This is a genomic window from Nitrososphaerota archaeon, assembly GCA_016872055.1.
In the GTDB taxonomy this organism is placed as follows: domain Archaea; phylum Thermoproteota; class Nitrososphaeria; order Nitrososphaerales; family Nitrosopumilaceae; genus Nitrosotenuis.
Genome location: VHBH01000001.1, coordinates 211996 through 227074, shown reverse-complemented (window position 1 = coordinate 227074; position 15079 = coordinate 211996). Strand labels below are relative to the sequence as shown.

Here is a 15079-nt window from a genome sequence, read left to right as displayed (position 1 = left end):
GTCAATAATAGGCGATCTAATTCTGAGTACCAGTACTTTGCTGTATGTCTTTTCGATATTCCAACTTGAGCCAAATCGGTGTAATTAGCGACGTTACTGCCACCATAACTACGATAGTGGTGTAGATGTTTGGCATCAATACACCACTGGACAGGCCAACGCCTGCAACGATGAGGCCAACCTCTCCTCTGGAAATCATCGCAATTCCGACCCGCCTTGACTGGGCCTTATTTTTCAAAAACAGCATTGCGGGCAGACCGCATCCCAACAGCTTGGTAGCAATTGCAACACCGATTATTACTGCTGCAATTAACATTACCTCTGAATTTATTCCACGGAAATCAACTTGGGCACCGATTATTGCAAAGAACAATGGCGCAAATATCAGACCCAGTTTTCCAATATAGTGCTCAACTCTCTCAAAGACTTTCGTAGTGGATAGCGCCATGCCTACAACAAACGAACCTAAAATCGGCGAGAGGCCAATCCATGCAGCAATGCCCGCAGCACCAAAGAACGCTGCAGTCACGATTCCTTCTATGCTTCCGCTTGCCTTCCACATTTCCGAGTTGACCATGCGGGGAACCAGAAATATTGCGGCAATTGCCATGGCTGCAAAGAACGCCAGGACCTTGAATATTGTAAAGACGGCATCGGTGATGTCCACTTCGGTTCCACTTCCTCCAATTGATGTCACAACAGACAATACCGCAATTGCCAAAATATCGTCAATTACAGCAGCTCCTATGATAAGTCGGGCTTCGGGAGTTTTTAGCTTACCAAACTCGCTTAGCACCTGGACCGAAATTGCAATACTTGTTGCGGTGAGTGCAGTTGCCACCAGCATTGCTTGTAATGCATTAAAGCCAAAGAACTGGAATACCAAAAACCCTACAAAGAACGGAACCACAACACCTAACGTTCCGACGGTAAATGACGCCTTGCCACCTCGGATGAATTCCTTTGGGGTCATCTCCAGACCGGCCATGAACAAAATCACAATTGCACCAATTTCGCCCAGAATTTTTACCTCCTCCGTGAGTACGAATAGTTGTTCCCCCTGGAAAACCAAAAATGCGCCGATTGCAAACGGCCCTACTATCATTCCTGCAAGCAACTCTCCAAGTACTATTGGTAGTCGTATCCTGACAAATAATTCCGCCATGAGCTTGGCGGCAAAAAGCAAAACACACACAGAAATAATAACCTGAACAAAATGCGATTCCATTTTCCCTTAATTAATTAAAATATACAAGATTAAAAATGATTACACATCTGACGCTATGCCAGCTTTTTGTTGTCCAAAAAGACGCCGACTTTTGCAGAAATGTGGCCAATCTCATATGATACTAGTCTGTGCTTTTTGCAAATCGACATTATCTTGTTTACCTGGTTTTTTGGCGCTATGATGCAGAATCCCACCCCCATGTTGAATGTCTTGTACATTTCCTCGTATGACACTCCAAGATTTTCTATTAGCTCCATTATCTTTGGCGGCTCTGGCATCATGTCAAGCACAAATCCAGTCTTTTTTAGCCTCAAAAGCTTGGTAAATGCGCCACCTGTGATGTTTGCTAGACCGTGCACTTGACAGCTTGATATGATATCCAAAACGGGCTTGACATAGATCTCTGTTGGCGTCAGCATTGCATGGCCAATTTTGCCCACTCCCCTGACATTGTCAGAAACTGAATATTTTTTCAGCAGGGCCTTTCTTGCCAGTGAATAGCCATTGGAATGGATTCCAGTGCTCGCAATTCCGATTATTGCGTCACCTGACATGATCTTGTTTCCAAGTATTATCTTAGTTTTGTCGACTAGACCTGCAACCATTCCTGCCAGGTCAAACGCAAATTTCTGTTCCTCAAATAAATCCGGCATGATTGCGGTTTCGCCGCCGACAATTGGAACGCCGGATTTTTTTGCGCCAGAAGCTAATCCTTTTGCGATTTCCTTAAACACGGACTCGTTGTTGCGGTTTGCGGCAATATAGTCAACAAATGATACCGGCTTTGCACCAATGCAAATAATATCATTGACGTTCATTGCGACACAGTCTATACCAATGGTGTCGTATTTTTTTAGCAAATTTGCAATCAATACCTTAGTCCCAACACCGTCTGTGTGCGTTGCCAGGTATTTTCCGCCGTGAATCCCAACAAGGCCAGCATAGTGACCAAATCCAGATTTTACAATTCCAGAGTGAGTTGATGCAATTATTTTTCCGATTGCCGATTGGCTTTTCTTGATTTTAGAAACGTCAACTCCTGTGGACTTGTAGGTTATCATGGTGTTGTATCTTGGGCCTCTCTACATATACATTCCAGAATCCGCCTGTCTGTGCTCCTTATATTTTTCAGACATCTCGTGAAATTCTGTTCCGATTTTCTCCTTTTGCTTTCTAAGGTCTACAGTATCAATAACCGTGCCATAGACTTTATTCACAGAGTCAATCAGGGTGGCAGCAGCTAGCGGGTCAGGATGGGCGTGACTTGCCTTGACTAGTAGAGTAATTGCGCGTATTTTGCGGATAATGCATTCGTTTAGAATGCTGCCAGGAATGCCAGAGATAAAGCCCTGAGAAATCATCGATATTTCCTTGTCCTGCATTATTCGGCACAAGTCTTCTTCTGCCGCACAAAACGTCTTGGAATCGTGCTCTTCAGATGCAACCCCATCCAATATCACGAGTTCTCTACATCCCTTTGTCTGAGCCCAGTCCAAAATTATGGATGCGATATTATACAGGCCTTCTGCCTTTAGTGGAACCTCGCATATTACACAGCAAATGTTTCCTTTTCTGTTAGAGTAAAATCGAAACGGGTGTCGCAATCTCCCCTGAATGAAGACAGTAGCTGGTGGCAGATATTTTGATCGCAAATATCCAACTTCTAACATTTTCAATTTTTCTATCATATGTCCGACGGCAAGCGGGCCTGCAAGACCTGGGCCTACAAAGCCTGCAAATATTATCGGGCTTTTTACCAGGGTTTTTTTTATTTCGTGGACTGACTCATCCAGAATTTTTCTTACCAATTGTTTTTTAGGTTTTTTGCGTCTCTAATTACTTTTCTGCAAAAACAACCCAAGCATGATTCTACCCTTTTCCGTAATGGTATAGTACACGGAATCATTGACGGTTTCTCTTTTTATGAAATTGTAATCAAGGCAGAAATGCAGATAATTTAGAAACGATCTCTTCATTCGAATTTTTGATGATTCATAGAGCTCTGAGAATGTAAGCGGACGGCAGCTCAGCTGGTACAGTAGTTTTATGACAGTCAGCGTGCTGAAATCGCGCGCACGAGCCTTGACTGCGTCCATTACTTGTACATCGCGCGATATGATAAAGTCGCCAAGCTGATCGGCTACTTCAAGGGGTATGTATGTGAGGCGTGCTTTCATGTACTGTATGGTACCGTACTTTACCTTAATTAAGGTTAGTTTGCGTTTTTTTTGATTTGCAGTAAATTTTTTTGAGCTAGGTTAGTGGTTAAACCATAAGGCGACACTAGTCCAGTTTAACCCCTACAAAACCGATGTTAAATTACAAGACCACCAAAACACGCACAAAGCTGCCTAGTTCTGCCTAGTTGTGTTTTGCTAAAAATTCACCACTATTTTCCATTTTAGGGTATGAGCAAATGAGGCATTTTCTCAAACCCCCCAGTAAACTCCATTTGGCGATATAAAGAAAGTCTAGGCAGCTGCGATTTGCTGTGCCTGCTTTGCCCTGCGTCTTTTTGCAATTATATTTGCAAGCTGGGCTGCGTGGATCTCATCCATGGTTTCGCACATGAGTCCAATCAATGCAATTCAATAATTAATCTTGTCCTAAATTGAAGAGACTGCAATTCCGTCGCACTTTATTGTGGGACATGTCACTGGCAGGCCGGCCCAGGGTAACACTACCTTGGAATCATTACCGATTGCAGAAATGTTTTTCAATAATATCGGCAAATTGTGGATTATTCTAACTGATTTGATTGGTTTTATTTGGCCATATTTTATTTGAAAAATTCCACTACGTGCTGTACATGAAAAGTCGCCCTTGATTGGGTTTACCGGATACGTATACCAGAGTCTTCCGACCAAAATTCCATCCTGAGTGTTTTGTATGATTTCATTCCGAGTCTGGTTGCCTGGTACAATGGAGAGATTATGCGGTGCAGAAACTGGAATTGGGTCTGTAGATCGTCCAAGCGGCACACCAAATCTGCACGCATTTCCAGTCGATATTGTGTTTTCTTTTAGTGCGTTATATGTATCCGAATACGTCCCCTCCAATATTCCATCTCTGATGTAATGTCTCTGATTTGTCGACACTCCCTCATCATCAAATGATTTTGCGCCAAGGCTGTTTGGCACATGCGGATCATCGACCAGACTAAAACCATTAATTGCAATTTTTTCGCCAATCTCGGAAAAACAACTCCTCCCCTCAGAAAATGTCTTGAGATTAAAGTTCGGACCCAAGACAAAGTACAGCAGTTCCCCTACCGCCTGCGGCTCAAAGATTATGCTAGTTATCTTGTTTTGTATGGTGTCTGGATTTATCGAATTTACACACATTTGGCGGGCGTCTGCGCCTATTTTTGTAACATCAAATAAGTCCAATACCCTAGAGTTTGTCTGGCCAATTCCTGATACTGGAATTCCCGTCTCAGAGTCTGCATTGATGAGACCTGAAATGTATGTGGCTTTTTCCGACTTTTGCAGGCCGGATGAATTTGCTATTTCAAAATCGTCGCATACGATATTCAGAGAGCCTGATATTCGCGTAATTTTTTGATGAAGAGCAGAGTCTATCATGGATTGTGCAAGCTCAATTGCTTTAGCAGAGTCCATTTCCCAAAGTTTGGAATCGTTTGTTTTCTCTATTGGTATATCTTTAGATCCGACAGGATATGATTTCCAAAATTCCCTACGACTGAGGTTTTTTCCTGCGTGCAATGCCTCTTCAATTATTTTGTCATAATCTGTAGCATTGGACTGCGCAGATGAAATTTTCTTGTCCTTGACTAGACGAATCCCAACAGAACTGCCATAATTCTCCTTGATTTCAGCAATCTCAGAATCTGTGATTCGTACTGTGATTGTTTTTTTGGTGCAAAATACAGATTCGCATTCATCTAAGTCTATTTTTTGCGCCCGAGAAATTATGTCACTACAAATGGACAACTAGCTTGTCCTTGGACTTTTGTACCTGTACTTGTCCAGCTTGACTAGCTCAAAGTAAGACCCGAATTTGGATGCATCAACTCTATCCAGTTCCTCTTCCTCCGGTTCGGAATCGTAGGTTTTTAGTATGTCATATGAAGTGCTCCTCTGCGCGGGAATTCGACCTATCTCTCGAATCAGCCTTCTCATTTCCTTTGGCCGCAACAGCTGACCGTGCGATGCACCAGCAGATGTGGAAATGGACTCATTGATTAACGTGCCGCCAAAATCATTTGCGCCCCACATCAAGAGAACCTGTGCCATTTTGGGGCCTTCCTTTACCCACGACATTTGGATGTTGTTGATGTGGTTGTTTAGCATTATTCGAGATATTGCATGTGTTAACAAAACGTCGTTTGCCGATGCACCATCACTGATTTCTTCGTACAGCCGATGCTTGTACATTGGGGCCTCTGAATGAATGAAATTAAGCGGGACAAACTCGGTAAACCCACCTGTCTCCTTTTGGATTTCCCTAATCTTTGCAATGTGTCGCACTCTGTCTTCCGGTGTTTCAATGTGACCAAACATTATCGTGGATGTCGACTGGATTCCAAGTCTGTGCGCAGTTTTTATTACATCAATCCAGTCATTTACACTGATTCTGCCTGGAGATATTTTATCGCGCATGTCCTGGTCAAGTATTTCTGCTGCAGTTCCGGGCAGGGTGTTGACTCCAGCATCCTTTAGTCGCATCAGATATTCCTTTACGGAAACACTGGATCGTGTCGCACCATACAATACTTCTTCTGGGGAAAATCCGTGAATGTGAATGTCGGGTATTTCTGATTTTATTGCACGACAAATGTCCTCGTATGTTTTAGAGTCCATGTCTGGCGGAAGGCCAGCCTGTATGCAGACCTCTGTTGCTCCAAGTGTGTGGGCTTCCTTTGCGCGCCGTACAATTTCCTCTATTGGCAAAAAGTATCCTTCCTCCTCTCTATAGTCGCGGCTAAATGCGCAAAATCCGCACTGCTTGATGCAGACGTTTGTAAAGTTGATGTTTCTATTTACCACAAATGACACAATGTCGCCTACGCGCCTTTTTCGAAGCTCGTCTGCCACCATTCCAACCAAGTGAAAGTCAAGACCACGTGCCCCGTACAGTCGTAGTGCCTCGGATATGGTGACTTCTTTTTCAGACAATGCATGGTCCAAGGCTTCTGCAATAAGCGGGTCTGCGTGTTTTAGAAGCGAGTCGAGATTCATCTCCAATATTCCTCTGAGACAAACCCATCTTTATCCATTATTGGTGTCATTTTTTGATATAGTTCTGATGGAATCATCTCCATCATTTCTGGATATACGGGAAATCTTGCCCTGAGCGTAAATCCTGAATTGTTTGTGTGCTTTTCTACAAAGTCTATTTGCGGCCAACCAAATTCCGGATTGACATAATCTGCAGTAAGCGGAGATATTCCACCCCAATCGTTTATTCCGGCATCCAAAAAGTACTGGTACGAGTCCGGCGATAAGTTAGGTGGGATCTGGATGTTCATTTGAGGCATGATTATTCTTGCTAGGGCAACCATTGTTTTGAAATAGTTTTCCTCCGCAGATGGTGTATTTTTCATCATGGTGTCTTGTTTTGGCTGAAAATTTTGCAAAATTATCTCTTGGATGTGACCGAATCTGTCATGGAGCTGCTTTATTGCAAATAATGAATCAATTATTTCATATGGCTCCTCGCCGATTCCGACTAAAATTCCAGTTGTCATTGGCATTGCAAGCTCGCCGGCATTTTCCAATACACGGAGTCTTGCCTTGGGGCTTTTGCTTGGCGCTAAATTGTGCGGCATTTTTTTCTCTGTTAGCCTTTCACTGGAATTTTCTAGCATCAACCCCATGCTTACGTTTGTATTTTTGAGTGAGTTGATTTCAGATTTTGTGAGGTTTCCTGCATTTGTATGAGGGAATAGACCTGATGCAAGTGCGATTTCAGATGCATGAACCAAATATTCAGCGGTGCTTGAAAATCCGTTTTCTCTGAGCCACTCCCTTGCTAGGCTGTATTTTTCTTCTGGTCGCTCGCCCGTCACAAACAGTGCTTCAGTGCAATGGTATTTTTTTGCCAATTCTACCAGCTCATGCACATTTTTCTTGCTCATAAGGGAGAGTTTCTGCTCTCCTGGTTCTGCCTTGTATGTGCAGTATCCACAGACATCCCTACACAGATTCACCAAATTGAAAAATGCCTTTTTTGAAAATGTAACATTGTTGGATTTATGCTTGTTTCGCAGAAGACTTGCAGTCTTGTATAATTCCGTGGTATTATTTTTGGTCTGTTCGAAAATTTCATAGGCCTGTTTTTTTGAAATATCTTTTCCATCTAGAACATGATTTAGCGGCTCGCATGTCAGCACCAGATCACTCAACAAGGCTAATCTTTGATTGTTGTATTTATCTTTGCGTTGAATTTGTTGCGCTTGTTGTGTTTAGTGCAAGTATAGATGACGGCCTCTCGTGTAGTGTAATTACAATATCAGTTACTTTGCCGTCCCGCAAAATCTGCAAGACCATTTCATCTCCGACTTTTTTCTCTCGCTGCAAGTGAATCAAAATATCATCAATTTTTCTAACAGTCTTGGAATCAATCCCCAAAACAATATCTCCGCCTATTTGGTGTCGAACTCCGTCCACCTCCCTTGTTTCCGTAGTTCCTCGTACGCCTGCCTTTTGCGCTGGGCTGTCGTCTATTACATTGATTATCAAGAATCCTCTGGCGTCCTTGAGATTTAGAATGTCTGCCAAGTCTGGGTCAATATCTCTTCCAGAGATTCCAACCCAGGGGTGGTGGTATGTCTTGTTTTCTATCAAAACTGGGATGATTTTCTGAACCGTGTTTGATGGTACTGCAAATCCGACTCCTGCAAAGTCGCCAGATTCTGATTGTATTGCAGTGTTGATTCCAACTACCTCACCTCGCATGTTGAGGAGTGGACCTCCGGAGTTTCCAGGGTTTATTGCAGCATCCGTCTGGATGATATCAGGGATTTGGAATCCACTATCCTGGGATGGCAACAGCCTTCCAACCTGGCTTACTATTCCAGAACTCATGGAGCCTGATAATCCAAACGGGTTTCCAATTGCCGCAATTGGTTCGCCTACTCGAAGCTTTGAAGAGTTCCCAACAGGCAATGGCACTAAAACATCAGAGCTTGCATTCACCTTAACAACTGCCAAGTCTGTGTATAGGTCTTGACCTATTACTTTGGCCTTGTATGATCGTCCATCCAAAAATGTAACTGTGATCTTTTCCGCATTCTTCACTACGTGCTCATTTGTTATGACGTACCCTTGGGAATCGTAGACGAAGCCAGAGCCGACTCCACCCATTCCTCTTATATCGGTTGCAGGCCTCTTTACGTTTAGTCGAACAACTCCTGCCTCGCTTTTTTCAAATAATTCAATCAATGATAGGTCTTTTTTGTCTTGCGCAATTACTGAATTTTTTGTATTCTCTGAAATGTCTTCTATTGTGGGGGTTTGATTTGGAGGATTTAGAAAAATGCTGTATGATACCAGAACAATCACGGTTGCAAGCAATCCTCCAAAAATTACAGCTGATTTACTCAATGACTCGTTTCTTTTTGGTGCGCCTATAATCCTTGCCTAGATATTGATAAAGTCTGGGGTGTGGTCTTTCATGGAATAAGTTCTTCCTCTCCATGACACTGCTGAGCTGCTCTTTGCCTGGATGAGGCCTACCAAAAATCCGCCAACAACCACTAGACTTCCAAGAGGTGCACAAATGGCATATTTCATCTTGATTTGCAGTGCTCTGGCATCTATTACACATGCTGAGAACAACAATGCAGACGATACTACAGATGACACAAAGACAGCAGAAAACGATGCAGAACTAGCCGCAAACGGTATGGAATAGAGTAAAAACACGTACGGCATAAAGAGCAAAAATAAAACCGCAAAGAATATGCCTACTGCTATTCTGCCGTTCTGCAAAAACAATGGAATCATCAGTCGCTTTAATGCATTCCATAATGTTGACCAATCGCGAGCCCAAACCGCCTCAATTAGGTGGTCTCCTCGAACCATCTTCATCCTAAATCCACCTTCTTTGACTTTTTTGCCCAGCGCCCCGTCTTCTATGATTTCGTGCTTTACTCCCTCATGGGTTCCAACGGAATCGTACGTTGTCTTTCGGATGATGAAAAAGCTGCCAAAAAAGTAGCCTGTCTTTTTTGTAGGATCGTTTACCCGTATTGCGGAGAACCGTGTGTGCAAAAATGTCGAAATCACAGGAAGTGTGATTTTTGTCCATACATCAAGGCAGACCATCTTTGGGATTACTGTCAGCGCATCTAGGCCTAAAGATTCCAGATGTGAGACTGCCAATGATATTACATTTTTCTCAAATTCGGTGTCTGCGTCTGTGAATAACAACAATTCACCTGTTGCCCTTTTGTACCCATCCATACAGGCCCAGTTTTTTCCCATCCACCCTTCAGGCTTTGGCCCGGCAGTGACATGAATGACCTTGGAGTTTTTCTCTGCATATTTTGAAATTATTTCTCCAGTGGAATCTTCTGAGGAGTCATCAATTGTTATTATTTCGTAATTGGGATAATCCTGTGATATCAGGGAATCAAGGCATTTTGCAATGAATCCTTCCTCGTTTCTTGCAGGAAGTATTATTGAGACTCGCGGTATGTGATGTGTCTTTGCATGGAATTTATCCAAAATCGGCGTGTATCTGAACGAGTCAACCATGGATTTCATCAGCGTAATCCATGCAAAGCAAATTCCGATTAGGATTACCACAAAAACATAGTTTATTGCATCTAAAATCATGACTTATTTCTCGATTTCTTGCTTGATTGCTTCTAGTGCTTGTTCGGTTCCACTCTTGATGTGCTTTTTGACCATGCCTGTAAACATGCCTAGCATACCTGTCATCCTGATGTCCCAAATTACCTCTAGCTTTGTTTTTTGCCCTTCCGGTATTATCTGGACTGTCTTTGTTCCGTTTATGATGCCTTCTGTGAATGTGGCAAGAATTTTCTGCTTTGGTTGTAGTAATACTGTCTGCATGCATTTGGAATCTCTAAATGCAATTATTATTTCGCGCTGTATTGTATTGCCGTCCCTCGAAATATTTCGGACCGACTTTGTCCCCTTCCAGAATTTTGGCTCGCCGTCAAGATCAGAGACAACATCCCAGACCTTATCTACCGGTGCATTAATTTTAACTGCAACCACTATTGTTGCCATGGTGTGATTTTTTGATCGGCAAATATTAGTCTTGATTAGCTAGGATCAAAACTAAACTTGGCAGTATCAGAATTGCCAGAATATGACACCGAAACAGTGTGTGTTCCGAGTTGATCCCATCCTTCTCCGCCAGCTATTACAAGTGTGGCAAATGTACCGCTTGGCTTGACAGTGACTACCTCAGTCCAAATTTGTTTTCCCGCTGGATTTGTAATGGATAATGTTGCAATGCTTGTCGCCTCTTTTGTCTTGCCGGAGATTGAAATTATGTCACCTCTAACATATGATGAAGAATCTAACTCCAGTACCTTGATAACACTTGGCGCAACGATGCCTGTTTCCAAATCCTGACTCATTGCAACAAACGATACTACCAGAACAGCAAATACTGTGGCGCAAACCGAAATTACGACATTTCGCAGCTTTGTCTTGCCGCCTTGAAGTTTTGGAATTGATTCCGCTTTCTTTGGTTTCTGTTTTACTTCTAATAGTGTTGGTGGATTTCTTGGCGGCGGTGGAGGAGGGACTATGCGGGACTCTTTTATTTTTTCCTGTTTTACCTCGACAGTCTGTGAATATCTTGCAAGCAAGCCTTCTACGTATTTTCTATCATCGATTGATACTAGCTTAGTACGAACAAATTCCTCTCTTATATTGGCTAGGCGGGCAGAATCTCCGTGGCCCGACTTGAGGAGTGAGTCGATGTCGTCTGTAAAGAACTGACCCATACGGATTTTGTGAATTCTTTTCAGATAAATTAACTGTGTGGCAATATTGCCAATCTACCAAAGATTGTTTTACAAAACTACGCCTAGATGTCGAAATTCATTTTAAGCGCTACCAAAGAACTCTTCCTATGGTAATTACATATGATGACTTTGCCAAACTCGAGATAAGAGTGGCAAAAATCATCGCAACGGAGAGTATACCGGGAAAAACCAAGATCATAAAGGGCACAATCGACCTTGGCGAGGAAACAAGAAGTCTCATAATCGGTGGCGCACAATATTTCACACTGGAAGAAATGGTGGGAAAAACAGTAATTGCAATTACAAATCTCGAACCAAAGACGGTTGGTGGCGTAGAGTCAAATGCGATGCTTTTGGCAGCTGATCTGGACGACAAACCGTATTGGTTGACGGTAGATGAGTCAATTCCTTTGGGTACTAAAATAAAATAAAAGATCTAGTCGTAGATCATTAGGTCCTTTTCTTCAAGCAACGAATGCAGGTTGTTAACAGAACGGTATACATCTGGTTCTTTTTTAGCTCCAGTACAAACCAGCTTTCCTGATGAGAAAAGCAGGATTACCGTTTTTGGGTCAAGCATTCGGTGAATCAGACCCGGAAATTGTTCTGGCTCGTACATGCTACGTGGTAGAGTTCTTGCTGCTTGCTCGAGGTGAATCTTTCCACCCAAGTTAATTGATGCAACAATGTTTTGGATATCAACTACTGCGTCCTTTTTGACTTTGATACCTCCTTTTCTGAGCTTTTGAACAACCGACTTTACTGCACTACGTGCCATCTCTTCAGATTTTGCGCCAGTGCAGACCATTTTACCTGATGTGAAAATCAGAGTTGCAGTCTTTGGACTCTTTAGTCTGAAGACAAGTCCTGGAAACTGATCTGGATGATACTCTACATCTGGAAAATTACGAGTAATCTCGTTAAGGTCCATTTTCTGATCCACTGAAGCAGAAGCAACTACGTTTTCGATGCTTACTATCGGCTTTGTTTGTGGCATACGTTAGCATTTGACTTATCTAGGCTATATAAAGAGCACTTTCTATTTGTTAACCCGACAGCCAATTTCTTTGAAATTCCGCACAGGTTCTATGTACGCCTTACACAATCCATTAATTTGGCAAACCAAGGCTTGCAGTGTAATTGAACTATACTGAGATATTTTCATTCGATAATCTGTTTGGCAGTAATAGCGACTCATCAAATCCAATAATGTGGTTGATCTGGATAGTACCTATCGTGATCTTTGTCTTTTACGGCCAGAGAATTCAGCTTATGGTCACATCTGGTGAGATAAAAAAGGGAATTGAAAAGCTAAACCGATACAAGGATGAAACGAGAAAGGAACTCACTGATTATTTGCAAAAGAAATCCTCAGACGATGTCACAAAAAAAATTGATGGCTATTTGGAATACTTTACTATAATGCCGGTGGATATCGACCCAAACGGAATAATGCTGAAAATAAAGCACCTGTTGCGTTCTAGAGAGGATTACACTAGGGCCCAAGTCGTATCACTTGCGCAAAACCTCACACCGCTTGAGGTAAGCAAAATTCAAAATCTATTGGAGGTAGTAACATCGTTGAATCTGTTGCACAAAATAGTAAGACATCTCTTCCTTACAGCAAAAAAGCAAAACAATTTTCCGCTTATCTTACCGCTCCAAATGATGCTTCCATTTGTGATGGAGCAGGCAGAGGCACTCAGGGGAGCAGTTCAGGCAATAAAGTCAGGTCAGCCACTTGGTGACGGAATAGGCCCGATGGTGATAGGAAAAATGATGCTGCAATCAGAAAAAATACCAATAGGTCTAGAGACAGTTTATGCAGAGTCAGACTTTGAGGGAAGAAAGCTAGTTCTACTCAAGGCAGAAGGTCCTTCTGCTACTGTGGGCAGGCCTGGAGATGCAGTAGAGATTCTGGTTGCAGAAAAAAAGCTAGACCTAATAATCATGGTTGATGCCGGACTAAAACTGGAAGGAGAAACCTCAGGCACTGTGGCGCATGGCTTTGGTGCGGCAATTGGGGGAATTGGAACAGACAGATTCCAAATAGAAGAAGTCGCAACAAAACACAATATTCCAGTTTATGCAATTGTCATTAAACAATCGATCAAGGAAGCAATCACACTAATGACCAAAGAAATTGCAGACAAGGCAGACGAAGTGGAATCCCAAGTATACGCAATGATCAAAGAAAATACAAAGCAAGGCCAATCCGTATTGGTAGTAGGCGTTGGAAACACACTAGGTGTCTCGCAATAATGTTCTCAAAAAAAGAAAAACCACTAGTTGCATTTACTGTGCAAAAATGTCAATCTTGCAAAAAGGAGACCAAAAGGAAATTTGAGGAAGGTGACTGCCTTTTTGCGCCTACTTTGGAATGTACTTCCTGCAAAATCCCGACTAACATATCAAAGATTTTTGGTCAGCCTATAGAGTAGTTACTATTGCGCCAGTTGCATTGGGGATGAACGTGTGCTCTGCCTGTGCTACTCGCTGACCGTTAGCCTCATTGAGCACTGGATATGCGCGAACGATTTTGTTTTTTATCAATTCCTCAAGCAGTGTTCTTGCTTCTTTTTCCTCGTATGACCTTACTATCCATCTGAGGGCAAATGGTAGTGTGCTGAAGTTATCCCAGATAAAGTCGACTAGCTTGTTTGCATTTTCATTCTTTGTCTTTTTGCGCGAGACGAGGCCAAAAATGTTCTTTGTCTTTCCCTCCCTGACAAACCCTAACCCTTTTGCCGTGGTGACAAATGGCTCACAGGCATATGCTTCTTTTGTAGATAATGCAAATGAGCCAATTGACCACATGTTTGGGATTGATTTTCCCGCATGAATTGTGTATTGTTCTAGGGAATGACCTGACAAGTTTGCAATTGGCTTGAGATTGTACTGCGTTACTGTTTTTTGTATTGTCTTTCCAATGTCGCTTGATTTGGTTCCCTCCTTTACCATTGTCATTGCTGCCTTGAGTGCCTCTTCTGCGGTTTCTACCAAAATGGAGGATTCCGGATCGTAAGACACAGATACTGCTGTGTCTGCAATGTACCCGTTTATCTGGACTCCAAGATCTATTTTGATCAGATCCGAGCTGGTCAGAACCTTGGGGTCGTTTGGCTCTGCAGTATAGTGAGCTGCAATCTCGTTTAGACTTGTGTTTACTGGAAATGCGCATTTTCCTCCGCGGGACTTGATTTCAGATTCGACTGTTTCGCAGATTTCATAGAGTGTTTTTCCAACCCAGTCCTTGGCCCTTGCAAGCTCGCGAACCTCAGACGCTATTTTACCTGCCTTGATGTAATCATCTAATTGCAATAGGTGGACTGGACTGGAATACTTATTTAAAATCATACATCTTAAATTGGGGCAAAAAATTTGCACACACAAGCGGGATCGTGGTCTAGCTTGGTATGATTCGGGTTTTGGGTACCTGAGGTCGTCGGTTCAAATCCGGCCGATCCCACTTTAATAAAATCATTTTTAATTGAGATTTTTTATACTGAGTCATTGGGCGCAAAACGCGAATGGATTCTAATAGCCGGAATTTTGTTTTTTATGATTGGTCTTCTTGGCGCAGGACTTCCTCTAATCTATTCAGTACTGATTGCAGTTGCAATATACGTTGGTATCAAGGCGTATGTAGGTCGGAAAAATCTCAAACTCCAAAAAGAAATTCCAGAGGGAATCTGTGTTCATTGCGGGGCAAAAATCGCTGGTGGCAAGTGCCCAAACTGTGATAATGCAAAATAGGAATCATACGCATTCTTTTTTACCAATTAAAGCCCAAAATGGATAAAATGTACCCCCAATTCACCACTTACTCAACTTTTGCTCAATTTAGATCTAAAATGATATCCGGCTCGAAATTACAT

At 42.5% G+C, this 15079-nt stretch carries 17 protein-coding genes and 1 tRNA gene; 5 read left to right on the top strand and 13 right to left on the bottom strand.

Features of this window, described 5'->3' with window-relative positions; genetic code table 11:
• Positions 1-16: 16 nt before the first annotated feature.
• From FJ354_01260 to FJ354_01210, 11 genes are all read right to left on the bottom strand, one after another.
• Positions 17-1228 (bottom strand): cation:proton antiporter, encoded by a 1212-nt coding sequence (locus FJ354_01260; protein ID MBM3905299.1) that lies wholly within the window; start codon positions 1226-1228, stop codon positions 17-19.
• A 53-nt stretch (positions 1229-1281) separates the two neighbouring features.
• Positions 1282-2289 (bottom strand): phosphoribosylformylglycinamidine cyclo-ligase, encoded by a 1008-nt coding sequence (locus tag FJ354_01255; GenBank protein MBM3905298.1) that lies wholly within the window; start codon positions 2287-2289, stop codon positions 1282-1284.
• A gap of 21 nt (positions 2290-2310) precedes the next feature.
• Complete coding sequence (locus FJ354_01250) at positions 2311-3036, bottom strand: proteasome assembly chaperone family protein (protein MBM3905297.1); 726 nt, start codon at positions 3034-3036, stop codon at positions 2311-2313.
• A 24-nt stretch (positions 3037-3060) separates the two neighbouring features.
• Entirely contained in the window at positions 3061-3405 is a 345-nt protein-coding gene (locus tag FJ354_01245; GenBank protein MBM3905296.1) for a hypothetical protein, read from the bottom strand.
• Positions 3406-3834: 429 nt separating this feature from the next.
• Positions 3835-5160, bottom strand: coding sequence for a TldD/PmbA family protein (locus FJ354_01240; GenBank protein ID MBM3905295.1), 1326 nt, complete (start codon positions 5158-5160; stop codon positions 3835-3837).
• Between the two features lie 21 nt (positions 5161-5181).
• Positions 5182-6435 carry a 7,8-didemethyl-8-hydroxy-5-deazariboflavin synthase subunit CofH gene (cofH, locus tag FJ354_01235; protein MBM3905294.1) on the bottom strand — a complete coding sequence of 418 codons (1254 nt, stop codon included), beginning with the start codon at positions 6433-6435 and terminating at the stop codon, positions 5182-5184.
• Positions 6426-7595 carry a 7,8-didemethyl-8-hydroxy-5-deazariboflavin synthase subunit CofG gene (cofG, locus tag FJ354_01230; GenBank protein MBM3905293.1) on the bottom strand — a complete coding sequence of 390 codons (1170 nt, stop codon included), beginning with the start codon at positions 7593-7595 and terminating at the stop codon, positions 6426-6428. The genes cofH and cofG overlap by 10 nt, the downstream gene beginning before the upstream one ends.
• A gap of 25 nt (positions 7596-7620) precedes the next feature.
• The gene (locus FJ354_01225) at positions 7621-8796 is read right to left on the bottom strand and encodes a trypsin-like serine protease (GenBank protein MBM3905292.1); all 1176 of its coding nucleotides are present in this window, start codon (positions 8794-8796) and stop codon (positions 7621-7623) included.
• 36 nt (positions 8797-8832) lie between these two features.
• The gene (locus FJ354_01220; GenBank protein MBM3905291.1) at positions 8833-10032 is read right to left on the bottom strand and encodes a glycosyltransferase; all 1200 of its coding nucleotides are present in this window, start codon (positions 10030-10032) and stop codon (positions 8833-8835) included.
• Between the two features lie 3 nt (positions 10033-10035).
• Complete coding sequence (locus FJ354_01215; protein ID MBM3905290.1) at positions 10036-10452, bottom strand: SRPBCC family protein; 417 nt, start codon at positions 10450-10452, stop codon at positions 10036-10038.
• A gap of 35 nt (positions 10453-10487) precedes the next feature.
• On the bottom strand, positions 10488-11180 hold the full coding sequence (locus FJ354_01210) for a hypothetical protein (GenBank protein MBM3905289.1): 693 nt from the start codon (positions 11178-11180) through the stop codon (positions 10488-10490).
• 128 nt (positions 11181-11308) lie between these two features.
• Here FJ354_01210 and FJ354_01205 point away from each other — a divergent pair, with 128 nt between their 5' ends.
• Positions 11309-11632, top strand: coding sequence for a tRNA-binding protein (locus FJ354_01205; GenBank protein ID MBM3905288.1), 324 nt, complete (start codon positions 11309-11311; stop codon positions 11630-11632).
• Positions 11633-11637: 5 nt separating this feature from the next.
• Here the strand turns inward: FJ354_01205 and FJ354_01200 are convergent, their stop codons facing one another.
• On the bottom strand, positions 11638-12198 hold the full coding sequence (locus FJ354_01200; GenBank protein ID MBM3905287.1) for a TATA box-binding protein: 561 nt from the start codon (positions 12196-12198) through the stop codon (positions 11638-11640).
• Positions 12199-12410: 212 nt separating this feature from the next.
• On the opposite strand from FJ354_01200, the gene FJ354_01195 reads away from it, so the two are divergent.
• Complete coding sequence (locus FJ354_01195; protein ID MBM3905286.1) at positions 12411-13463, top strand: DUF1512 domain-containing protein; 1053 nt, start codon at positions 12411-12413, stop codon at positions 13461-13463.
• A complete protein-coding gene (locus FJ354_01190) occupies positions 13460-13642 on the top strand; it encodes a hypothetical protein (GenBank protein MBM3905285.1) in 183 nt (60 codons plus the stop codon). The genes FJ354_01195 and FJ354_01190 overlap by 4 nt, the downstream gene beginning before the upstream one ends.
• Here FJ354_01190 and FJ354_01185 read toward each other — a convergent pair.
• Positions 13632-14522 (bottom strand): type II methionyl aminopeptidase, encoded by an 891-nt coding sequence (locus FJ354_01185; GenBank protein MBM3905284.1) that lies wholly within the window; start codon positions 14520-14522, stop codon positions 13632-13634. The two genes, FJ354_01190 and FJ354_01185, sit on opposite strands and share 11 nt — an antisense overlap.
• A gap of 74 nt (positions 14523-14596) precedes the next feature.
• Here FJ354_01185 and FJ354_01180 point away from each other — a divergent pair.
• A tRNA-Pro gene (locus FJ354_01180) sits at positions 14597-14670 on the top strand.
• 92 nt (positions 14671-14762) lie between these two features.
• Positions 14763-14957 carry a hypothetical protein gene (locus FJ354_01175; protein MBM3905283.1) on the top strand — a complete coding sequence of 65 codons (195 nt, stop codon included), beginning with the start codon at positions 14763-14765 and terminating at the stop codon, positions 14955-14957.
• Positions 14958-15079: the final 122 nt, after the last annotated feature.